The following is a 20,877-nucleotide window of genomic DNA, read 5'->3' on the forward strand; positions in this document are numbered from 1 at the left end:
CGAACCCGTAGAACTCCCGGACAGGTGGATCAAGCATTCCCGCAGCACAATTGCGCCAGACAAGCGGAAACCGCCGGCATGAACCGGCGGCTTCTGAAGAGAATAAGGTGCCCCTATTCGCGGAAGTTCAGTTCCTGCAGCAGGCTGGTGCCGGTGATTTCCCGGAATTCCGCCCTGTCGGCATTTTCCGAGGCGAGCTGAGCGGTTGAAGCGTCGGCCCATTCCCGGAACGCATCATACTGGGCTTCGGATTCCGGGCCGCTCGGGATCCTTTCCATGATGGTCACCAGATAAAGGTCCGGCTCACCCGGCCGATTATAGTAATTGCCGAAGACCATATAGTCCTTGATCCAGCCCTGCGACTTGGCGAACTCCTGCGAGGTGCGCCAGCGGTCTGCGAGGTGGTTGGCATAGTAAAGGCCGCCACCGGGCTTGATGTCGACACCGGTGATTTCCCAGAAGTCGCCGCTGACCAGCGGGTATCCGTCATCGGCCGGCGCGGCCTCGGCAGCCGGCTCCTGCGCGGTCGCGCTGGTGATGCAGCCAGCCAGCGCGACGGTGACCGCCACGCCGGTGATTTTCAGTGATTGGATCAAACGCATTATTTCCTCCCTTAATTTTTTATTCGATATAGTTAACACAAATTAACTATTTCGCCTATCTCTTGTTTTTTGGGATTATTTTTGCGTCTTTCCTTTCAACCCGAAAAATAATTCGAACCTCAGAGCCAAGTCCGCTCAAGGCGGCCTAAAGCTCGATCATGTCGAAGTCGGATTTCGGTGTGCCGCAAAGCGGGCAGACCCAGTCGTCCGGAATGTCAGCCCAACGCGTTCCGGCCGCCAGCCCCTCGCCCGGATCCCCGTGCTCTTCTTCATAGATGTAGCCGCAGGTACGGCACTGCCAGACCTTATAGGGCGCGTCGCTCATTGCTTCTTCCTCCTCAGACCGGTGCCAGGCGCGCACGCAGCGACTGGACCAGTGCATCCCGGATAGGCGCGATCTCCGTGCCCGGATCAATCATGTTCTGCATGCGAATACCGATCAGCGCACAGCCGGCCATCAGCGCGGTGGCATCTGCATCGGCATCCTTGCGGATGCTGCCTTCGGCCTGACCGCGCTCGATGATCTTCCGGATCAGCACGCGCTCCAGTTCGTGCGACTCGGCAAAGGCGGCGCGGGTCTCCAGCCGGTCGGCCACCGCCGCTGCAAGCAGCATGTAATAGGCCTTGTCCTCTTCCCGCCCGTCCAGCGACCGGCAATGCAGTTCGACAAAGGCGCAGAGCGCCGAGAGGCCGTCCATCCGTTCCACATGGGCCGCTTCCAGCGCCTCGCGCTGCCAGCCATGGAGCGCGGAGATAAGACTGCGGATCAGCCCGTCCTTGGACCCGAAACGCTGGGTGACGAGACCGCGGGAATAGCCAGCCTCCTTCCCGATGGCATCGAAGGTGGCAGCGGCCACACCACTGGCCGAGACAACGCGCATCGTGGCTTCAAGCAATTCCTGCTCGGACCGCTCACGCCGCTCGGCTTGGGTCATCCGCCCCGCATTGGCGAATTCGGCTGAATCTGTGGTGGAGGCTGTCTTCGTATCCGACATGAGTCTGCCTAACATATTTGTTGGCCGTATAGCAAGTATATGCTAAACAGCCTCTTGACTGGGGGCCGCCAATCGCTCCCGCACCGGAGGAACGCATGACCATACCCGCCCATATCGCCGAAGCCGTTGTCGACCCGAAGGCCTATGCCGACTGGGACCGTTCGCACGAGGCCTTTGCCTGGCTGCGCAAGAACGCGCCGCTGGACGTCGCCGAGATCGAAGGCTTCGACCCGTTCTGGGTGGTCAGCAAACATGCCGATATCCAGAACATCGAGAAGCAGAACGACCTCTTCCACAATGAAGACCGCTCCGCGACGCTGACCAATATCGAGACGGACAAGAAAGTCCGCGAGATGATGGGCGGTTCGCCGAACCTGCTGCGCTCCCTCGTCCAGATGGATAATCCGGACCACATGCAGTACCGCCGCCTGACGCAGGCCTGGTTCATGCCGCAGAACCTCCGCAAGCTGGAGGACCGCATCCGCGAGATCGCCCGCGGCTTCATCGACAAGATGGCCGACAAGGGCACCGAATGCGACTTCGCCCGCGATGTGGCCTTCCTCTATCCGCTGCACGTCATCATGGAAGTGCTGGGCGTGCCGGAGATCGACGAGCCGCGCATGCTGAAGCTGACACAGGAACTGTTCGGCGCGCAGGATCCCGAAGTGAACCGCTCCGGCAAGGAAGTCTCCGACTCCGACACCGGCCTCGCCAACATTCAGGCCACGGTCGCGGACTTCTTCACCTATTTCGTCGAGATGACCGAGGACCGCCGCAAGAATCCGCGCGAAGACCTCGCCAGCGTGATCGCGAATGGCGAAGTCTACGGCAAGCCGCTCGGCCACCTCGAAGCGATGTCCTATTACATCATCGCCGCCACGGCCGGGCATGACACGACGTCCAACACGACCGGCGGTGCGCTCTGGGCGCTGGCGGAAAACCAGGATCAGTTCCGCAAGCTGAAGGACGACCTCTCGCTGATCCCGTCCATGGTCGAGGAGTCCATCCGCTGGGAAACGCCGGTGAAACACTTCATGCGCACGGCGACCGCCGACACGGAAATCGCCGGCAAGCAGATCAAGAAGAATGACTGGCTGTTCCTGGCCTACCCGTCCGGCAATCGCGACGAGGACGTGTTCGACGATCCCTATTCCTTCAAGATCGACCGGTCTCCGAACAAGCATGTCGCCTTCGGCTATGGCGCCCATGTCTGCCTCGGCCAGCATCTCGGCCGGATGGAAATGCGCGTCCTGTGGGAAGAGCTGCTGCCGCGCCTTCAGTCTGTTGAACTGAACGGCAAGCCGACCCGCGTGCAGGCGAACTTCGTCAGTGGCCCGAAATCGATCCCGATCAAGTTCAAGATGAACTAGGGTCCCTCGCCCGCAAGCTTCAGTTCAGGCCGACCGCTACCAGCGCGTCGGCCTGTCTTTTTGAAACCGCCTCCACCGAGAAGCCCTCAAGGCTTTCCTCGAAGAGGCGGCAATAGTTCAGTTCCGCCCCGAGGCGCAGGTATGCCGCGCCGAGGCCGATGGCGGCGCGGTCCATGAAGACGAACTCGCGCGGGATCTTCACCGGCCCTTTCTCCTTTAGCAGCTTGCGAACGGTGAAAGCTTCCTTGCGGCCATATTCCCCGGCGGTGACGCCATCGGCGACGCTACGCACACGGTCGTCGAGAAGCGGGCCATAGATGAAGCGCGCCCAGATGTTCAGCACCTCGACCAGTTCCTTCGACAGGCCGACAAAGCCCCACTTTTCATAGGCGGCATAGGTCGCGTCGAAATCCTCCTTCTGGAGGGCGCGGTAGAGATCGACCACGCCTTCCACGAAGGCGGGCGGGAAAATGCGGATACAGCCGAAGTCGAGCAGGTTCAGCCCCGTCCCCTCCCCGGTCACCTGATAATTGCCGAGATGCGGGTCGCCATGGATCACGGCATAGGTGTTCATCGGGCCCCACCAGGTCCAGAACAGCATTTCGGCGATATGGTTGCGCACCTCCTGCGGGGCGTCCTCGAAGGCGGTGAGGCGTTGGCCGCTGAGCCAGGTCATGGTCAGGAGGCGCGGCGTGGAAAGGTCTTCCACCGGTTCGGGCACCTGCACGAAGTCCTTGTCCGCCAGCATGCGCGCATAGAGCGCCATGTGCTTTGCCTCGCGGGCGTAATCGAGTTCCTCGCGCAGACGGTCGGTGATCTCCTCGACCATGGCGGTCGGGTCGATCGAGCCGTCCATGCGCTTGAAGAGGCCCAGCACCGTCTTCAGCTGGCCGACATCGCTCTCCACAGCGCTCGCCATGTCCGGATATTGCAGCTTGCAGGCAACCTTGCGCCCGTCATGCAGCGTCGCAGCATGGACCTGCCCCAGGGAGGCGGCGTGGGAGGCCTCATGGCCGAAGTCTGCAAACCGGCCCTGCCAGTCTCCGCCGAGCTCCGCCCGCATGCGCCGGCGCACGAAGGGCCAGCCCATGGCCGGGGCCTCGGCCTGCAGCTGGGCGAACTCGGCGGCATATTTCTCGGGCAGCAGGTCCGGCACGGTGGACAGCATCTGCGCCACCTTCATCAGCGGGCCTTTCGACTTGCCGAGGGCGGCGGCCAGCGCCCGGGCGATCTTTTCGTCGCCCTGATCGCCGCCGAACAGGCTCTGCGCGGCGAAGGTCAGCCCGGCGCCGGAGAGGTTCGCGCCGACTTTCGCGGTCCGGCTGAGGCGCCCGGCAAGGCGGTTGCGTTCGGGATCCCGGGTCGGGTCGGATGTGTCGCTCATGTCTTTCATATAGAGTGTACGCACGAGGCTGGCACAGGGTTTGCGGCGCCGCAGGGCAGAATACAGGCAGAAAGCAGATTCTGACTCCATGGGGTGACAAGCCCATCCGGCGGCGTTATAGCGCGCGCCTCGAATTCATGACCGTCCCGTAATGCACGGTTAACCACAAGAGGTACCCGCCGGCGCGTCCGGCCCTGCCAATCCCTTCTTAACCAAGACAGACTCATACTGGGCCCTTGTGCTGCCTTCACGGCAGTTCGCGGCCACCGAAAGGACACCCTTTCCATGCCCTACGAAACACTTCTGACAGAGTTTGACGAGGATACCGGCGTTGCCGTGATCCAGATGAACCGTCCGGAGGCGCTGAATGCGCTGTCCGAAGCCATGATGAACGACCTGACCAGCGCGCTCGACCGCTGCGACAAGGAAGACAAGGTCGGCTGTGTCATCCTGACCGGCACCAAAAAGGCCTTCTCCGGCGGCGCCGACATCAAGGAAATCAAGGACAAGACCTTCCCGGAGTCCTATTATGAGGACTTCATCTCCCGGAACTGGGAGCGGACGGCCCGCCTGCGCAAGCCGATTATCGCCGCCGTGGCGGGCTATGCCGTCGGCGGGGGCTGTGAGCTCGCCCTGATGTGCGACATCATCCTGGCCGCCGACAATGCGAAGTTCGGACAGCCTGAAGTGCGCCTCGGCGTGATGCCCGGCGCCGGCGGCACGCAGCGCCTCGCCCGCGCGATCGGCAAGTCGAAGACGATGGAACTCTGCCTCACCGGCCGCCTGATGGACGCCGCCGAAGCCGAGCGTTTCGGCCTGGTCAGCCGCGTGGTGAAGGCCGAAGACCTGATGGACGAGGCCCGCAGCCTCGCCCGCACCATCGCCTCCATGCCCATGGCCGGCGCGATGATGACCAAGGAAGCCGTCAACTATGCCTATGAGACCCCGCTCTCGCAGGGCATCCAGTTCGAACGGCGCCTGTTCCAGTCCCTCTTCTCGACCGCCGACCAGAAAGAGGGCATGGACGCCTATGTCGAGAAACGCTCGGCACACTTCCGCGATAAATAGGACAAGCAGGCTGGCAGGTGCATTTTTCCCGCATCAGACGGGACTCTCCGGTTGACGCCCAATCGGCCTTTATGTATCTCCGCGCCTTCAGCCTGAGGGTCGCCCCTCGGGCAACAGGAGTTTGATATGGCTAATACCCGTTCCGCCAAGAAGATGGTCCGCAAGATCGCGCGCCGCACCGAGGTCAACAAGGCCCGCCGTTCGCGCGTTCGCACATTCGTCCGCCAGGTCGAAGAAGCCATTGCTTCGGGCGACAAGGCTGCTGCCGCAGATGCGCTCAAGGCTGCCCAGCCGGAGCTGATGCGTGCCGTCACCAAAGGCGTCATGCACAAGAACACTTCTGCGCGCAAAGTCTCGCGCCTTGCTGCCCGCGTGAAGTCGATGGCCTGAGGCCAGACGCTTTACAAATTCGGGCCGGACCACCGGCAAGAAACACACCCGCCCGGCGTCTCGCCCGGCGGGTTTTTCTTGCCTGAAATCCGGATTTCGCCTTTTCTGTCCGGACGCCCAATTCATGGTCAGCAGATGCCTGATCGGGTGTCACACGAATGTGCGAAGAACCTACAGAATTGCGATTATGCAGATCTCTTCACTCCCTCCCTGCACGAATGCGCAATCTGCACGCGCGTTCAAAACCGTTCCAAAATTTTTCCGGATTTTCGCACGAATTTCACAGCCAATATTGATGAGGCCGTGTTGACAGAACAAACGTGAACTTTTGTGCGCAAAAGCTCACTTCAAAAAAAATGCAGGCTCTGCACAGGATAAAAAACCATTGAGCCATATAGGTTTTTTTCGCCTCACAAGGGTACTGTGGAAAGAGTCAACACGCCAAAGACGGCTGTCCGAAAAAAGTTGCACTTGTCTTTAACCTACCCCGTCGGTACCTTGAGTTTACCAACGATAAACATCCCTGTACGGAGTATTTTCGGGGCCAGTTTCGGGTGACTGGACAGGGGTGTTGCGTGCCGGTTTGGTGGCTGTAACAAATAACAAAAAAATGGGGCTCGGCATGGACCGAAACAGACTCTTTGACACTCCAGCCAGCGTAGATTCCAAAACCAACAAGAAGATCTCCAGTCTTCCCGGCCAGGCTATCTGGCAGGCCGTCCGGGAACACCTGAAGGAGGTCCTCTCCACCGCCGATTACGAGCGATGGATCGCTGATCTGAAGCTGATCGCAGAAGTTGACGGCAAGATCGTGATCACCGCGCGTGACCGCCTTTCCTTCGACCGCGTTTCCGCCGATCACCGCCATATCCTCCAGCGTATCTGGAAGGAGCATGACGATGCCCGGCGCGACATCCGGCTGGTGTGCTGGAAGGACGCCGGAGCGGACCTGCGCGCCATCACCGAGGATCCGTGGGCCGAAGCGGAGCCGGAAGCGGCTGCGGGCGGCGCCGGCAACGGAACCGGTGGAAATGACGGCGGCGCGACCAGCGCGGCGCGCCCCTCCTCCGGCGCACCGGAAATGACGTTCGGCACGCTGGTGACGGGGAAATCCAACGCGATTTCCGTGGAACTGGCCAAGCGCGTGGCCGACGGCCAGCCGGTCGGGACACAGGTTCACCTGATCTCCGGCCCGCAGGGCACCGGCAAGACGCACACGCTTCTGGCCCTGCGCACACGGGCGATGGAAACCAATGCCGATGCGACGGTGGTTTACCTGACCGCGGAAGAATTCCTTTCGGCCTATACCGACGGGGTGAAGGCCAAGGACACCAGCGCCCTGAAAAAGCGCCTGCGCTCTGCGACCATCCTGCTGATCGACGACCTGCACCGCATCTCGGGCAAGCCGGGTACGGAGACGGAGCTGTTCCAGAACATCCGCGAAGTCACCGGTCAGGGCGGCAATGTCGTTCTGGCAGGCGACAAGACGCCAGGTGAACTGGCTGGCTTCTCCCCGCGCATGATGAGCGAGCTGAAGGGCGCCACCGTGGTCGAGGTGGCGCTGCCGGACGAGGACATGCGGCGCGACATCATCCGCCGTCTCGCCCGTCACATCGAACAGGCGCATCCGGAATTCGTTCTGGACGAGGCCCTGATCGAGCGCATCCATACCGGCATTCGCGGCCCCGGCCGGGAACTGACCGGCGCAGTGTGGAACCTCTTCACCGAGGCCGGTTTCGGCACCATGGCGCCGACGTCCGACATGCTGGAGCGGGTCATCCGCCGCATGGAAGGCGAAGTGCGCGCGCCGACGATCGAACTGGTGAAGAAAGCCGCAATGAAGGTCTTCAACGTGTCGAAGGCAGACCTTGAAAGCCCGTCCAAGGCGCGCTCGGTCGTCTATCCGCGCCAGATCGCCATGTATCTGTGCCGGGAGCAGACCCATAAGTCCTTCCCGCAGATCGGCCGGGCCTTCGGACGCCGCGATCACACGACCGTCCTCTACGCCCACCGGAAGCTATCCAAGGAGCTGGCGACGGATCAGGAACTGGCCGCGGACATCGCCCGTGTGGCTGCAGCGATCCTCGAAATGCAGGCGGCCGGCAACCATTAACGAACTGATTAGGCCACGACCGCGATCAACGCTTGGCTTTTTCGTATGGATGTTTAAGTGTTCTCAGCCCGTTCCCTACCTGGGGACGGGCTGATTCCGTCGGCACGTACCGGCGGGACAGACCAGCAGGCAGACGCAACAGGGTTTAACGGACGGCAGCAGTGCTGGCCCGGGATGGACGGAAACACGATGAAACTGACGATCGAACGCGGCGACCTCCTCAACGCACTCTCCCACGTGCAGAACGTGGTCGAGCGGCGCAACACGATCCCGATCCTGTCCAACGTGCTGCTGCAGGCCTCTGGCAGCGAACTGCGCCTGACGGCGACCGATCTCGACATCGAGGCCGTCGACAGCGCCCCGGCCAAAGTGGCAGCTGAAGGCGCGGTGACGGCCCCGGCCGGCACATTGTTCGACGTGGTGCGCAAACTGCCCGCCGGCGCCGAGGTGGAGCTGGAACTGCAGCCGGAAAACCAGCGCCTGTCGATCAAGGCCGGCCGCTCGCACTTCGAACTGCCGACCCTGCCGGCTTCCGATTTCCAGACCATGACGACCGATGACAGCGCGATCAAGTTCGCGCTCGACGCCAAGGATCTTGTCCGCCTGATCGACAAGACCCGGTTCGCGATCTCGACCGAGGAAACGCGCTACTATCTGAACGGCGTCTTCCTGCACACGACTGACGATGCCGATGGCAAGCCGGTGCTGCGCGCCGTGGCCACCGACGGCCACCGCCTGGCGCTGGCCGAAGCGAAAGCGCCGGAAGGCTCTGCCGGCCTCGAAGGCGTGATCGTGCCGCGCAAGGCTGTGGGCGAGGCCCGCCGCCTGATCGACGGGCTGGACGGCCCGGTCGACGTGGAAGTCTCCGACACCAAGATCATCGTCCGCGCCGGCCGCGCGACGCTGACCTCCAAACTCATCGATGGGGCGTTCCCGGACTATGCCCGCGTGATCCCGAAGGGCAACTCGCGCAAACTGTCGATCGACAACAAGGCCTTCGAAGCCGCCGTCGACCGCGTGTCCACCGTCTCGGCAGAGCGCTCGCGCTCGGTGAAGCTGTCGCTGTCGGAAGGCAAGCTTGTGCTGGCCGTGAACCACGCCGAAACGGGCGTCGGCAATGAGGAACTCGAAGCCGAGTATGGCGACGAGCCGATGGAGATCGGCTTCAACGCGAAATACCTGCTCGACATTGCCGGGCAGATCGAGGCGCCGGAAGCCGAATTCATGTTCAATGACCCGGCCTCCCCTGCCCTCGTTCTGGACCCGTCCGACGACTCCGCGCGCTACGTGCTGATGCCGCTGCGCGTGTAATTCCTGACACGGAGCGGCCGGAACGCCGGAAGGCAGGCCGCGTGACGACATGACCGCCTTAACGAGACTGTCGCTCACGGACTTTCGCAATTACGCGTCGCTGACCCTGCCGCTGGATGGCCGGCATGTTTGCCTCTATGGCGCCAATGGCGCGGGCAAGACGAACCTTCTGGAAGCCGTCAGCCAGCTGGGCCCGGGCCGCGGCCTGCGCTCCTCCACATTGCCGGACATGGCCCGCACAGGATCGCCCGGCAGCTGGACCGTGGCTGCCTCCCTCGCCGATGGCCACAAGGTGGGCGTGACGCTGGATAATTCCGGAGGCAGTTCCAAACGCGTCGTCCGCCTCGATGGGGCGCCCTCCACCGCGACCGAGCTGGCCGAGATCGTCCGCATCGTCTGGCTGACCCCGAACATGGACGGCGTCTTCCGCGGCAGTGCCAGCGACCGGCGGCGCTTCTATGACCGGCTGGTCCTCGCCCACACGCCCTCGCATGCCAGCGCCTCCAGCCGGTATGAGCGTGCGATGCGCGAGCGTAATGCCCTGCTGGAACGCGGTCATGTCGACCCGGCCTGGGCCGATGCCATCGAGACGCGCCTCGCCGAAAGCGGCGCGGAGATCGCCATCAACCGCGCGCATGTGCTGGAGTCGCTGCAAGCCGCCATCGAGGCCCGGCCGGAGGGGCATTTTCCGAAGGCGGACATTTCGCTGGAAGGCAAGGCCGAACAGGCCGCGATGCGGGGCGACGATTTCAAATCCATTTTCGAGATGCTGGCCGAGACCTGGCGCACCTCCCGCCGCCGCGACATGGCCGCCGGGCGCACGCTGGAAGGCCCGCACCGGGCAGACCTTGCCGTCATTCACCGGCCGACGGGGGCACCCGCCAAGGATGCCTCGACCGGGCAGCAGAAGGCCTTACTGATCGGCCTGATCCTCGCCTCGGCCACGGCGCTGAAGGCGGAGCGCGACGGGCCGCCGCCCCTGCTGCTGCTGGACGAGGCCGCTGCGCATCTCGACCCGGACCGGCGGGCCGCGCTCTTCGACGAGATCTGCGCCCTTGGCGGCCAGGCCTGGCTGACCGGGACGGAGAAATTCCTGTTCGACAGTTTCGGCGACCGCGCCCAGGCCCTGCACGTGCAGGACGGCAATGTGGTGGCGGAGGGTTAGAGCCCGCGCCCGTGCTTCGACTTCGCTCAGCATGAGCGCTTCTAAAGTACGGTCTCATCCTGAGCGAAGTCGAAGGATGGCGGCAGCGCGCAGAAGCCTTACTGCTTGATCCGCAGGTCGGCGATCGACTGGGCGATTTCCTTGTAGACTTGTAGCAGCTCGTCCCCGTCGGCAGCCGAATAGGCGAAGGCCGGACTGGTGGCGCAGTATTCGAGGATCGTGCGCCCGTCGCCGGTCTTCTGAACCGAGTCCGGCACCTGGAAGCCGACCGTATAAATCGTCACATTGGACGGGGCCGCCTTCATCTGGTCGCAGAGATCCATGGATTGCTGGAACGAGTTCTTGGACGCGGAGAAGTGCTGCGAGTTGAAGTCACCATCAGTCATCAGGATGAGGGCCTTGGTGGCGTTCACCTCGTCATAGGCCCAGGGCTCGGAATCCGCCGGCCAGATAGACTTCCAGTTTGGCGAAATCAGGTACCAGCCCCAGGCGATGCCGAGATGGCCTGCCGTGCCGCCACCCGCCGTCAGGCTGTTCACATGCGCCTTCAGGGCGGCCTTGTTGTCCGTGAGCGGAACCGGGCCGGAGTCGCGGCAGGTCGCATAGTCGTTACGGAACGCACCTGTATTGCTATTGGCGCCGCCATAGGCGACTTCCTGCCAGCCGCGATATTTGTTGCGGTCGTTGTAACTGAAGTACCATTCCGGATTGGCTGCACCGATCCAGGCAAGCGAGCCGGGGGCGGCATCGGTATCCGCCTGGCTGCCGGTGCGCTCATAGACGCAGCTGTCCTTCACAGAGACGTCTGAATAGAAGCGCCGGGCCGGATCCCAGTCCCAGTTCGACCACTGATCGCAGGTGCCATAATCGAGGCAGGTGCCGGTCTGGTAGTAGAAGAAGCGCTTGCCGGTCGCGGAGTCGTACATCCGCTTGCCATTATACGAATTGAAATTCGCCGAGGCAGCAAGGTTGGAGGCATCCGACGCCAGCGACACGCCGTCGGTCACATCGTTGATATAGGACCCGGCATTGACGGAATTGTTGTAGGTCGTCACCGCGATGCGGATTGTCTTGTCGTCCGGCTTGTCATCCGGCAGCAGCGTGTCGAAGGCGGCATTGGCGGCCGTCTTCAGCAGTGACAGACGGTTATAGCTGTTCATGGAGCCAGAGACGTCGAAGACAAAGGCCACATCCACCTTGCCGACCGAATAGGTCGACGTCGTGGAGACCGTGAAATCGAGATGATCGCGGCCGAGGATCTGCGAAATGAAGGTGGGCTGGGTACACCGGATATTGGCATTGATGTCCTCGCTGACATCGTCCAGCACGACGCCGATCGTCTCGCAGGTCATGCCGCCCCCCTGCATGCCGATCAGGGCGCCTGCGTATTCGCGGACTTCGGCCTTCACTTCTTCGTCGGTCTTGCCCTTCTGGCGCTCCAGCGCGCCCGCAAGCACGGCCGAATCCAGCGCATACTGGACCTTTTCCTTCTGGGAGATCGTAAAGCGCAGATCGATCGCAAGGCCAGCCAGCCCCATGATCGCCACGACCACAAGCGCCATCAGTACCATGATATTGCCGCGCGTATCGCGGCGATACAGGCTTAAGACTTCCTGAATCTTCTTCATCTGAGACATTGTTCCACAGCTCCACCACCCGGAATCGGACGGATAATGCCCCGGATGGGTTGCGTCGCTGTTCTGTTTCGGCTTCCAATTTCCGGCGCCCCGGCAAAGTCCGTTTAACCATGCCAACCGAACCTCACGGGCAAGGAAGACGGCGCCAGGGGAATCGCGCTAGAAACTGTGCGTTTGAGGTCGGCCAGAACAGCTGAGGAGCCCGGATCCATGCAACAGTATCTCGATCTTCTGCGCGATGCCCTGGAGAACGGGTTCGAACGGGGCGACCGCACCGGCACGGGCACACGGGCTGTCTTCGGACGTCAGCTGCGCTTCAACCTCGAAGACGGCTTCCCGATGGTGACGACCAAGAAGCTCCACCTGCGCTCCATCATCATCGAACTGCTCTGGTTCCTGAAGGGCGACACGAACATCAAGTACCTGAAGGACAACAAGGTCTCGATCTGGGATGAGTGGGCCGACGAGCATGGCGACCTTGGCCCGGTCTATGGCAAGCAATGGCGTAGCTGGGCCGCACCGGACGGGCGCACGATCGACCAGATCCAGTGGGTGCTGGACGAGATCCGCACCAATCCGAACTCCCGCCGCCTGATCGTGTCTGCCTGGAACCCGGCCGACGTCAACGAAATGGCCCTGCCGCCCTGTCACTGCCTGTTCCAGTTCAATGTCATGGACGGCAAGCTGAACTGCCAGCTCTACCAGCGCTCGGCCGACATCTTCCTCGGCGTGCCGTTCAACATCGCCTCATACGCCCTGCTGACCATGATGATGGCGCGCGCCACAGGCCTGAAGCCCGGCGAGTTCATCCACACCTTCGGCGACGCGCACCTCTATCTGAACCATGTCGAGCAGGCCGAGCTGCAGCTCTCGCGCCAGCCCCTGCCCCTGCCGACCATGCGCCTCAACCCGGACAAGACCGATCTGTTCGGCTGGGAGTATGAAGACTTCCAGCTCGAAAACTATCAGGCCCACGCCCACATCAAGGCGCCAGTGGCCGTCTAGTCTTTCAGCGCCTGCCAGGCGTTCCAGGCGTCAGCGGCGTACATGAGGCTCGGGCCGCCGCCCATATAGACGGTCACGCCGAGCGCCTCGGACACTTCCTCGTCCGTTGCGCCGAGACGTTTCAGCGCCTTGGTGTGAAAGCCGATACAGCCGTCGCAATGGGTTGCCACACCGATGGAGAGTGCGATCAGCTCCTTCATCTTCTTGTCGAGCGCGCCATCGGTCATGGCGGCTTTCGACATGGCGGTGAACTGGTTCAGCGTCTCGACGGCGCCCGTATCGCGCAGGCCCTTGATGCCTTCATTGATCGAGCCGGTGATGGCGGCGTAGTCCTTGGTACCCATGCTCATGATCGCTCCTGTTGTCTGTGCTCTGGTCTAGCTGGCGGTTTAAAGTCTCCCCTTCAATAAGGGTTTAACCGGATAGGTCCGGCGGGGGTATGTTGGCGATTGGCAGCGACGCCGGCGGCCTCTAGGCTGGCTTCATGTGCGGACGGTTCTACAGGCATGAGATCAGTTGGGCGGAGTATGACGCCGTTCTGTCGATGATCCCGCCAGCGGGCGTCGCGCCGCCGGAAGCCGCCTACAATATCGCGCCCACCCAATACGCCCCGATCATCCGCCTGACGCCGGAGGGCGAAGCGCAGACCGCGGGCACGATCCAGATGGCGCCGGCCATGTGGGGCCTCGTCCCCAGCTGGTGGCACCAGCCGCTGAAGGAAAAGAAATTCTCCACCTTCAATGCCCGCGCCGAAGGCCTGCAGGAGTCGAACACGTTCCGCGGCTCGTTCCGTCACCGGCGCTGTCTCATTCCCGCCAGCGGCTTCTATGAATGGACCGGGCCGAAGGGCAACAGGACGCCCTATGCCATCGGCCTGCGCAACCGGCGCTGGTTCTGTTTCGGCGGCCTCTGGGACAGGGCCATGATCGACGGCTCGGAAATCGACAGTTTCACCATCATCACGACGAAGCCGAACGACCTGATGGCCGGGCTGCACACCCGTATGCCGGTGATCCTGGACCCGCAGGACTATACGCGCTGGCTGACGGCCTCCACGAAGGAGGTCGAAGACCTGTTCGAGCCCTTCCCCACCGATGCGATGCATGCCTGGCCGGTCGGCGCCGCGGTCGGCAATGTCCGCAATCAGGGCCCCGGCCTGATCGAAGAGGCCTGACAGGCTTTTCGCCCCAAGCGCGTAACCGATTGCCGCAAAAGGCGAATTCGATCACTCTCAGCCGATCCGCCGGGGAAAATGCCCCGGGTTTACTGGGAGGGTACCCAATGAAAATCTTTGTCGCCGAACTCATCGGCACCTTCACACTGGTCCTGTTCGGGTGCGGCGCGGCCGTGCTTGCAGGCGAGTTTGTCGGCCAGCTGGGCATTGCGCTCGCCTTCGGCCTGTCCATCGTGGCCATGGCCTATGGCATCGGGCCGATTTCGGGCTGTCATATCAATCCGGCCGTCAGTTTCGGCGCCTTTGTGGCCGGACGCCTCGGCATGAAGGACATGTTCCTCTATTGGGCGGCCCAGTTCGCCGGTGCGCTGGCCGCGGCAGGCGCGCTTTACCTCATCGCCAGCGGCAAGCCGGGCTATGACATCGCCATCAACGGCCTTGGCCAGAACGGCTATGACGCGGGGTCTCCCGGCGGCTACAGCCTTGCGGCGGGCTTCCTCTTCGAAGTCGTGGCCACCTTCCTGTTCCTGGTGGTCATCCTCGGCTCTACAGCGAAGAATGCGCCAGCAGGCTTTGCCGGTCTCTCCATCGGCCTGACGCTCGCCATGATCCACATTGCCGGCATCCAGGTGACCGGCGTGTCGGTAAACCCGGCGCGCAGCTTCGGCCCGGCCGTGTTCGTAGGCGGCGAAGCCCTGACCCAGCTCTGGCTGTTCATCGTCGCGCCCCTGATCGGCGCAGGCCTCGCCGGCTTCCTCGCCACGCTCAACCTTACCGTCAGCGAGGACTAGACCGCTTCAGAGTTCGGCAGGATCGGTCAGGCCAAGGTCTTCGCGCCGCCGGATGACGGCGGAAACGATGACCGCCCCGACCATCTTGCCGATCACGAAGACGATCCAGTTCCACATGTGCAGCGAATTGCCCGGCTCGGCGCCGAGCTCGATCTGTTTGGCAAGGTCCGCCCCGTAGAGGAAGACGGTCGTGTCGACCGGTGCCGCGAACAGGCTGGAGAGCAGGATCCGCGTCGACAGCCGGTATTTCGTGAAGGTGAACATCAGCCAGTCCACGCCCTCGGAAATGGCGAAGGCCACGCCGCTGGCCAGCGCGATCACGGGCCAGGCATAGTAGAACGACCAGGCCACCGCCATCGCCATGACGATCAGCACGCGGTGATGCATCTCGCGCTGAACGAAGTCGCGCACCACGAACACCATGCCTGTCACCATCGTCATCGGGTGGAGCGACACGCCATGCGGGAAGAGCGCGCTCTGGTGCGGCTCGACGACCTGGAACTCCGGAATGACGCCGAACGACCAGTTCAGGAAGGGAATCAGGGCGACATAGATGATCGCCCAGAAGCGGCCCTTCAGCAGCCAGATCGCGCCAAAGGTGAGCGCCAGCGCCAGAAGCGCAGGCAGCAGCTGTTCTGCGTGCCCATTGGTAAGCACTGAAATCAAAGTATTAATCGCGAGGCTCCCCGGTTGGCTGGCATTATTGGCAGACGCGACTGAGTTGCAAGCCTTGTCATTACCCCGGTGTAATGGCCACTACATGACCTGCACGGGGTCTGCCTCCCCGTCACCCCGACAGGAAATCAGCAACAAAGGTGTTGCCCCATGCCGGACACTCTGAACGTCTGCCTGATTGCCGCCCGCGGCAAGAACAATGTGATCGGAAAGGAAGGCGACCTGCCATGGCGCCTGAAAGACGATCTGTCCTTCTTCAAGAAGGTCACGATGGGCTGCCCCATCCTGATGGGCCGCAAGACATGGGAAAGCCTGCCGGTACGCCCGCTGAAGGGCCGCGAAAATATCGTGATGACCCGGGACTGGACCTATAACGCCCCGGGCGCGCGGGTCTATTCCAGCTTCCCGGCGGCCATAAATGCCGCCCGCGCCGTTGCCACCCGGCAGGGGGCCGGCTGTGTCTTCGTCATCGGCGGCGCCACGATCTATGATCTCGCCCTGCCATATGTCGACCGGATCTTCATGACCGAAGTCGATGCGAGCCCGGAAGGCGATGCCCATTTCCCGGAACTGCAGGCAGGCGACTGGTCCCGCGAGACGCTGGCCACCTATCCGGCCGGGAACGGGAACGATCACGCCTTCTCCATCGTCCGGATGGACCGCCAGGTAGCCATCGCACCGCGCACCTGACAGCGCCCACGCGAAAAGAATTGACACCCTGACTGCCAGATTGCAGTTTGGCGAACACGCGCTTAGGGTGGCCTCCGTCTATGGGAGGAAAAAACATGGAATATGAAACAGTCGCCAGCGGTCTCCGCTTCCCGGAAGGCCCGGTCGTCATGGCCGACGGCTCCATCATTGTCGTGGAAATCGAGAAGAAGTGCATCACGCGCTGCTGGGATGGCGGCAAGACCGAAGTGATCTGCACGCCGGGCGGCGGCCCCAACGGCCTCGCCATCGGTCCGGATGGCGCGCTCTGGGTCTGCAACAATGGCGGCTTCGAATATCACGAGATGGACGGCATGCTGATCCCCGGCAACTGCCCGGAGGATTATGATGGCGGCCGGATCGAACGGGTGGACCTCGCCACCGGCAAGGTCGAGCGTGTCATCGAAGCGGTCGACGGCAACCCTCTGAGAGGGCCGAACGACCTCGTCTTCGACAAGGCCGGCAATCTCTATTTCACCGACCATGGCAAGGTGTTCCCGCGCCACCGCGAATTCGGCGGGCTCTATTATCTCGCCAATGGCGCCAGCGCGGCGAAAGAGCTGGACTATCACTATTCCAGCCCCAATGGCGTCGGCCTCTCGCCGGACGAGCAGACCGTCTACATGGCCGACACGATGACCGGCCGCATGTGGGCGTTCGACCTGGAAAGCCCCGGCGTCATCAAACCGGCTTCGCCGCTGAATGGCGGACGCGTCGTCGCCACCATGCCCGGCCTGCAATATTTCGACAGCCTCGGCATGACGGCTGCGGGGAATGTCTGTGTGGCAACCATCCTGAATGGCGGCATCACCACGATCACGCCGGACGGCCAGCACAGCCATATTGCCTTCCCGGACCTGCTGGTCACCAATATCGCCTTTGGCGGGGACGACATGCGCGATGCCTACATCACGCTGTCGGGCACAGGAAACCTGATCAAGTGCCGATGGCCGGAACCGGGCCTGAAGCTCAACTTCAACGCCTGATCCAGCAGGCCGGGGGGACACGACAATGCGCATTCTGAAAACGGCGCTCATTATTCTGGCGGCACTGCTCCTCGCCGGAGCAGTTGCCCGCACGGTCTTCAGTGTGCAGATCGGAGAGGCCGTGTTCCGGTCTGCCGTGAAGAAGAATGTCGGCGCCAGCGCCCTGGCCGATGCGCCAGACGGGCTGACCGTGGTCCTCGTCGGCACCGGCTCCCCCCTGCCGGATCCGAAACGCGCCGGACCGATGACGGTCGTCGCCGCCGGCAACCGCGTCTTCATCGTCGATGCGGGCGCGGGCTCCGGCCGGAAATTCGGGGAGTTCGCCCTGCCCTGGGGCCGGGTGGAAGCGGCGTTCCTGACGCACTTCCATTCCGACCATATCGACGGGCTTGGCGAAGTGATGCTGCAGCACTGGGCTGCCGGCGGGGCGGATACGCCGCTCGCGCTCTACGGGCCGGAAGGCGTGGAACGGATCGCGGCCGGTTTCAACGAGGCCTATGCGCAGGATGCGGTCTACCGGATCGCGCATCACGGGGCGGATGTCGTGCCGCCCTCCGGCGCGGGCGCCGAAGCCTTCCCCTTCGCGACCGATGGCGGCGCCGTGCGCGTCTATGAGCGGGACGGCCTGACCATCACCGCCGTGCCGGTAGACCACAGCCCGGTGCATCCGGCCGTCGCCTACCGGTTCGATTACAAGGGCCGCTCCGTCACCATCTCCGGCGACACGAAAAAGGACCAGGCTCTGATCGATCTTGCCCGGGACACCGATGTGCTGGTGCACGAAGCGCTGAATGACGAAATGGTCGGTGAGATTGCCGACCAGCTGGACACGCTCGGCGCGAAACGTCTGGAAAAGATCATGCACGATATTCCCGACTATCACACCAGCCCCATCCAGGCGGCGGAAGTGGCAAGCGAGGCTGGCGCGGGCCTGCTCGTCTTCACCCATATCGTCCCGGCCCAGCCGAGCCGCATCCTCTATCCCGCCTTCCTGAAAGGCACGAAGAAAGCCTTCGACGGCCCGATCCTCATGGGGGAAGACGGCATGGCGTTCGTCCTGCCGGCCGGATCAAGCAAAATTGAGCGCAAGCGGCTGGACTAGGCTGTCAACGTTCCTTACCTGCCGCCCTCATGAAACACACTTTGATCGCGGCCATCGCCGCAACCCTTATTGCGTCCGGCTGCAGCGCCGGGCACGCCGGTCCGGACACGACCGCCGAAACGCAAGGCCGCACGCAGGTCCTCGCCGAGGGCACCGCCGCCCTGCTGGAGGAGCTGGACTTTTCCGGAACGCTCCTCGTCAGCCGGGATGGTGACATCCTGCTGCGCGAGGCGGTCACCCCGCCTTCGCTGGACACGTCAGACCGCGTAACCCCCGCAACCCGTTTCCCCATCGCCTCCATGACCAAGAGTTTCACTGCCGCCCTGGTGCTGAAACTTGTCGATGAGGGAAAGCTGAGCCTCGACCAGACCCTGGCTGACCTGCTGCCGGACTTCGACGCCCCCTATGCCGGGGACGTCACACTCCGCCACCTGCTGCAGAACCGGTCCGGCATTCCGCACTATATCGATATTCCCGGCTGGTTCGATAATGACGTGAAACGCGCCTTCACCGAGGACAGTTTCCTGTCCACCCTGGCGCAGCTGGAACTGAAATTCCCGCCCGGCAGCGATTATCTGTACTCGAACGTAAACTATTACCTGCTCGCCAAAGTGATCGACAGCTATTCGGGCATGGATTACGAGACCTGGCTGCAGACGCAGATCCTGGACCCGCTCGGCATGGATGCGACGAGCCAGCTCTATGACGGCGCAGATGACCTCGCTGTGAACTATCTGAAGAATGATGACGGCTCCTACGACGTCATCCCCGTCGTGAACCCGGTCCTGTTTCGCGGCACGGCCTCGATGGTCTCCACGGTCGACGACCTGCAAGCCTGGGGCGAAGCCATCATCAATGGCGAGATATATTCCGAGACGGCCGCGGCAGAGGCTTTCAATGCCGACACGCCGATGGCCTGGAACGTGGCGGAACTCCCGGCTGACGACGGCCAGACCACTGGCGTCATTTTCTATAATGGCCGCCTGATCGGGTATCTCAGCCTGATCCTGTTATTGCCGGAAGAAGACGGTGTGATCGTCGTCCTCAACAACAACACGGCCGGCTATGAGAACATGCTGGGCCTGGCGACCGAACTGGCCGCAGACTATTTCGGAGACGCGGACTAGTCCTCGAACACGATTTCCGGCGGCGCCTTGGTTTCCAGCGTGTCGAGGCCGATGGCGACCTTGCGGGCCAGTTCGTGGAACGCCTTCGCGGTTTCCTCATCGCCGATGGCCGCGGGCACGCCGGTGTCACCGCCTTCGCGGATGGCCTGCAGCATCGGCACTTCGGCGAGCAGCGGCAGGCCGAGCGCGTCGGCCATGCGTTTGCCGCCGCCATGGCCCATCAGGTAATGCTTGTTGCCGGCCGGGTCCTGGAAATAGCTCATCGTTTCGACAAGGCCGATCACCGGTACGGCGGTCTTGGTGAACATGGCCGCGCCCCGGCGTACATCCGCCAGGGCCACTTCCTGCGGCGTCGTCACGATCAGCGCGGCGGTCACCGGCACTTTCTGGGCGATGGTCAGCTGCGCATCGCCCGTGCCCGGCGGCGTGTCGATGACCAGCACGTCCAGCGGGTCTTCCGGCGTGCCCCATTCGGCATCGTTCAGCATCTGCGTGATCGCCGACATGACGATCGGCCCCCGCCAGATCATCGGCGCGTCCGGATCAGAGAGGTAACCGATGGAGAGCGTCTTCATCCCGTGCGCCTCGACCGGCACCAGTTTCTTGTTGGCTGAGCCCTTCGGCTCCGCTCCCTGCGTGCCCAGCATGGTGGGAATCGAAGGCCCGTAGATGTCCGCGTCCAGCAGGCCGACCTTCATGCCCGTCTTGGCGAGGGCGGCAGCGAGGTTCACCGAAACGGTGGACTTGCCGACCCCGCCCTTGGCGCTGGCGACGACCAGAATGCGGGAGATGCCGGGAATTTTCGCGACGCTCCCCTGCTGGCGCTGTGGGGCGCCCTGCTGCATCGCCTCATCCGACAGACGGGCGCCTTTCTGCACGCGGCGCGGCGACGGGGTGAGATTCAGCAGCTCTGTCCGGCCTTTTGACCCTGCAGGGGCGTGGTTGTGCGTATGGGCCGGTGCGGCGCCCTGTTTGCGTTCCGCCGTCAGCACGGTGGAGACGGTTTTGATCCCCGGTACGAGGCCCGCCTTGCCTTCGGCGTCCATCCGCAGGGCCTCCGCCACTGCAGTATCAGCAGGATCCGCCTCGATCACCAGCACGGCCCGGCCGGTCTCGTCGACGCTGACAGACTCCAGCCAGGGCGGGCTGCCGAGTGCCTTCACGATGGCATCCGCCTGTTTTTGCCGGGTTTTCCCTTTGGAACCGAACATGACCGCGACCCTCTATCCCTTGATGCCCCTCAAAAGGGCATGCATCTATTAGCAAAGCACCTA

The 20,877-nt window shown here is 62.9% G+C and carries 21 protein-coding genes; 13 read left to right on the plus strand and 8 right to left on the minus strand.

What is annotated here, in order from left to right; translation table 11 throughout:
* Positions 1-113: 113 nt before the first annotated feature.
* From HJA_RS01605 to HJA_RS01615, 3 genes are all read right to left on the minus strand, one after another.
* A complete protein-coding gene (locus HJA_RS01605) occupies positions 114-602 on the minus strand; it encodes a hypothetical protein (protein ID WP_051597239.1) in 489 nt (162 codons plus the stop codon).
* A gap of 145 nt (positions 603-747) precedes the next feature.
* Positions 748-927 carry a rubredoxin gene (locus tag HJA_RS01610; RefSeq protein ID WP_035577343.1) on the minus strand — a complete coding sequence of 60 codons (180 nt, stop codon included), beginning with the start codon at positions 925-927 and terminating at the stop codon, positions 748-750.
* A gap of 13 nt (positions 928-940) precedes the next feature.
* Positions 941-1,597, minus strand: a complete 657-nt coding sequence (locus tag HJA_RS01615) for a TetR/AcrR family transcriptional regulator (protein WP_051597240.1) — start codon at positions 1,595-1,597, stop codon at positions 941-943.
* A 95-nt stretch (positions 1,598-1,692) separates the two neighbouring features.
* Here HJA_RS01615 and HJA_RS01620 point away from each other — a divergent pair, with 95 nt between their 5' ends.
* Positions 1,693-2,967 carry a cytochrome P450 gene (locus HJA_RS01620; RefSeq protein WP_035577345.1) on the plus strand — a complete coding sequence of 425 codons (1,275 nt, stop codon included), beginning with the start codon at positions 1,693-1,695 and terminating at the stop codon, positions 2,965-2,967.
* A 19-nt stretch (positions 2,968-2,986) separates the two neighbouring features.
* Here the strand turns inward: HJA_RS01620 and HJA_RS01625 are convergent, their stop codons facing one another.
* Positions 2,987-4,351 carry an ABC1 kinase family protein gene (locus HJA_RS01625; protein ID WP_035577960.1) on the minus strand — a complete coding sequence of 455 codons (1,365 nt, stop codon included), beginning with the start codon at positions 4,349-4,351 and terminating at the stop codon, positions 2,987-2,989.
* Between the two features lie 285 nt (positions 4,352-4,636).
* Between HJA_RS01625 and HJA_RS01630 the strand changes: the two genes are divergently transcribed.
* The 5 genes from HJA_RS01630 to recF all read left to right on the plus strand — a co-directional run bounded on the left by HJA_RS01630 (position 4,637) and on the right by recF (position 10,398).
* Entirely contained in the window at positions 4,637-5,419 is a 783-nt protein-coding gene (locus HJA_RS01630) for an enoyl-CoA hydratase (protein WP_035577347.1), read from the plus strand.
* Positions 5,420-5,545: 126 nt separating this feature from the next.
* Positions 5,546-5,809 (plus strand): 30S ribosomal protein S20, encoded by a 264-nt coding sequence (gene rpsT / locus HJA_RS01635; RefSeq protein ID WP_035577349.1) that lies wholly within the window; start codon positions 5,546-5,548, stop codon positions 5,807-5,809.
* A gap of 622 nt (positions 5,810-6,431) precedes the next feature.
* Positions 6,432-7,922 (plus strand): DnaA ATPase domain-containing protein, encoded by a 1,491-nt coding sequence (locus tag HJA_RS01640; RefSeq protein ID WP_162177011.1) that lies wholly within the window; start codon positions 6,432-6,434, stop codon positions 7,920-7,922.
* Between the two features lie 189 nt (positions 7,923-8,111).
* On the plus strand, positions 8,112-9,233 hold the full coding sequence (gene dnaN / locus HJA_RS01645; RefSeq protein WP_035577962.1) for a DNA polymerase III subunit beta: 1,122 nt from the start codon (positions 8,112-8,114) through the stop codon (positions 9,231-9,233).
* A gap of 49 nt (positions 9,234-9,282) precedes the next feature.
* The gene (gene recF / locus HJA_RS01650; RefSeq protein WP_035577353.1) at positions 9,283-10,398 is read left to right on the plus strand and encodes a DNA replication/repair protein RecF; all 1,116 of its coding nucleotides are present in this window, start codon (positions 9,283-9,285) and stop codon (positions 10,396-10,398) included.
* A gap of 98 nt (positions 10,399-10,496) precedes the next feature.
* Here the strand turns inward: recF and HJA_RS01655 are convergent, their stop codons facing one another.
* Positions 10,497-12,035: a pilus assembly protein TadG-related protein gene (locus HJA_RS01655; protein WP_081814456.1), complete on the minus strand. Its 1,539-nt coding sequence runs from the start codon at positions 12,033-12,035 to the stop codon at positions 10,497-10,499.
* A gap of 210 nt (positions 12,036-12,245) precedes the next feature.
* Between HJA_RS01655 and HJA_RS01660 the strand changes: the two genes are divergently transcribed.
* A complete protein-coding gene (locus HJA_RS01660) occupies positions 12,246-13,040 on the plus strand; it encodes a thymidylate synthase (protein ID WP_035577357.1) in 795 nt (264 codons plus the stop codon).
* On the opposite strand, the gene HJA_RS01665 is transcribed toward HJA_RS01660, so the two are convergent.
* Positions 13,037-13,384: a carboxymuconolactone decarboxylase family protein gene (locus HJA_RS01665; RefSeq protein ID WP_035577359.1), complete on the minus strand. Its 348-nt coding sequence runs from the start codon at positions 13,382-13,384 to the stop codon at positions 13,037-13,039. The genes HJA_RS01660 and HJA_RS01665 overlap by 4 nt on opposite strands.
* A gap of 140 nt (positions 13,385-13,524) precedes the next feature.
* Between HJA_RS01665 and HJA_RS01670 the strand changes: the two genes are divergently transcribed.
* Both HJA_RS01670 and aqpZ read left to right on the plus strand, forming a co-directional pair.
* Complete coding sequence (locus tag HJA_RS01670; protein WP_035577361.1) at positions 13,525-14,214, plus strand: SOS response-associated peptidase; 690 nt, start codon at positions 13,525-13,527, stop codon at positions 14,212-14,214.
* A gap of 107 nt (positions 14,215-14,321) precedes the next feature.
* Positions 14,322-15,005: an aquaporin Z gene (gene aqpZ / locus HJA_RS01675; protein ID WP_035577363.1), complete on the plus strand. Its 684-nt coding sequence runs from the start codon at positions 14,322-14,324 to the stop codon at positions 15,003-15,005.
* A gap of 6 nt (positions 15,006-15,011) precedes the next feature.
* Here aqpZ and HJA_RS01680 read toward each other — a convergent pair whose 3' ends face one another.
* On the minus strand, positions 15,012-15,662 hold the full coding sequence (locus tag HJA_RS01680; protein ID WP_241764278.1) for a hypothetical protein: 651 nt from the start codon (positions 15,660-15,662) through the stop codon (positions 15,012-15,014).
* 168 nt (positions 15,663-15,830) lie between these two features.
* Here HJA_RS01680 and HJA_RS01685 point away from each other — a divergent pair, with 168 nt between their 5' ends.
* The 4 genes from HJA_RS01685 to HJA_RS01700 all read left to right on the plus strand — a co-directional run bounded on the left by HJA_RS01685 (position 15,831) and on the right by HJA_RS01700 (position 19,603).
* A complete protein-coding gene (locus HJA_RS01685; protein ID WP_035577370.1) occupies positions 15,831-16,370 on the plus strand; it encodes a dihydrofolate reductase in 540 nt (179 codons plus the stop codon).
* 95 nt (positions 16,371-16,465) lie between these two features.
* The gene (locus HJA_RS01690; protein WP_035577372.1) at positions 16,466-17,374 is read left to right on the plus strand and encodes an SMP-30/gluconolactonase/LRE family protein; all 909 of its coding nucleotides are present in this window, start codon (positions 16,466-16,468) and stop codon (positions 17,372-17,374) included.
* A gap of 25 nt (positions 17,375-17,399) precedes the next feature.
* Entirely contained in the window at positions 17,400-18,476 is a 1,077-nt protein-coding gene (locus HJA_RS01695; RefSeq protein WP_035577375.1) for an MBL fold metallo-hydrolase, read from the plus strand.
* A gap of 29 nt (positions 18,477-18,505) precedes the next feature.
* Positions 18,506-19,603, plus strand: a complete 1,098-nt coding sequence (locus HJA_RS01700) for a serine hydrolase domain-containing protein (protein WP_081814457.1) — start codon at positions 18,506-18,508, stop codon at positions 19,601-19,603.
* Here HJA_RS01700 and HJA_RS01705 read toward each other — a convergent pair.
* The gene (locus HJA_RS01705; protein WP_035577379.1) at positions 19,600-20,814 is read right to left on the minus strand and encodes an Mrp/NBP35 family ATP-binding protein; all 1,215 of its coding nucleotides are present in this window, start codon (positions 20,812-20,814) and stop codon (positions 19,600-19,602) included. The genes HJA_RS01700 and HJA_RS01705 overlap by 4 nt on opposite strands.
* Positions 20,815-20,877: the final 63 nt, after the last annotated feature.

Origin of the sequence: Hyphomonas jannaschiana VP2, from assembly GCF_000685215.1 — a bacterium.
GTDB lineage: Bacteria > Pseudomonadota > Alphaproteobacteria > Caulobacterales > Hyphomonadaceae > Hyphomonas > Hyphomonas jannaschiana.

Coding starts and splice junctions, on each gene's coding strand:
- dnaN (WP_035577962.1), top strand. CDS start 8,112: ATGAAACTGACGATCGAACGCGGCGACCTCCTCAACGCACTCTCCCAC.
- HJA_RS01655 (WP_081814456.1), bottom strand. CDS start 12,035: ATGTCTCAGATGAAGAAGATTCAGGAAGTCTTAAGCCTGTATCGCCGC.
- HJA_RS01605 (WP_051597239.1), bottom strand. CDS start 602: ATGCGTTTGATCCAATCACTGAAAATCACCGGCGTGGCGGTCACCGTC.
- recF (WP_035577353.1), top strand. CDS start 9,283: ATGACCGCCTTAACGAGACTGTCGCTCACGGACTTTCGCAATTACGCG.
- HJA_RS01620 (WP_035577345.1), top strand. CDS start 1,693: ATGACCATACCCGCCCATATCGCCGAAGCCGTTGTCGACCCGAAGGCC.
- HJA_RS01665 (WP_035577359.1), bottom strand. CDS start 13,384: ATGGGTACCAAGGACTACGCCGCCATCACCGGCTCGATCAATGAAGGC.
- HJA_RS01625 (WP_035577960.1), bottom strand. CDS start 4,351: ATGAGCGACACATCCGACCCGACCCGGGATCCCGAACGCAACCGCCTT.
- HJA_RS01640 (WP_162177011.1), top strand. CDS start 6,432: ATGGACCGAAACAGACTCTTTGACACTCCAGCCAGCGTAGATTCCAAA.
- aqpZ (WP_035577363.1), top strand. CDS start 14,322: ATGAAAATCTTTGTCGCCGAACTCATCGGCACCTTCACACTGGTCCTG.
- HJA_RS01705 (WP_035577379.1), bottom strand. CDS start 20,814: ATGTTCGGTTCCAAAGGGAAAACCCGGCAAAAACAGGCGGATGCCATC.
- HJA_RS01615 (WP_051597240.1), bottom strand. CDS start 1,597: ATGTCGGATACGAAGACAGCCTCCACCACAGATTCAGCCGAATTCGCC.
- HJA_RS01630 (WP_035577347.1), top strand. CDS start 4,637: ATGCCCTACGAAACACTTCTGACAGAGTTTGACGAGGATACCGGCGTT.
- HJA_RS01700 (WP_081814457.1), top strand. CDS start 18,506: ATGAAACACACTTTGATCGCGGCCATCGCCGCAACCCTTATTGCGTCC.
- HJA_RS01610 (WP_035577343.1), bottom strand. CDS start 927: ATGAGCGACGCGCCCTATAAGGTCTGGCAGTGCCGTACCTGCGGCTAC.
- HJA_RS01660 (WP_035577357.1), top strand. CDS start 12,246: ATGCAACAGTATCTCGATCTTCTGCGCGATGCCCTGGAGAACGGGTTC.
- HJA_RS01670 (WP_035577361.1), top strand. CDS start 13,525: ATGTGCGGACGGTTCTACAGGCATGAGATCAGTTGGGCGGAGTATGAC.
- rpsT (WP_035577349.1), top strand. CDS start 5,546: ATGGCTAATACCCGTTCCGCCAAGAAGATGGTCCGCAAGATCGCGCGC.
- HJA_RS01685 (WP_035577370.1), top strand. CDS start 15,831: ATGCCGGACACTCTGAACGTCTGCCTGATTGCCGCCCGCGGCAAGAAC.
- HJA_RS01690 (WP_035577372.1), top strand. CDS start 16,466: ATGGAATATGAAACAGTCGCCAGCGGTCTCCGCTTCCCGGAAGGCCCG.
- HJA_RS01695 (WP_035577375.1), top strand. CDS start 17,400: ATGCGCATTCTGAAAACGGCGCTCATTATTCTGGCGGCACTGCTCCTC.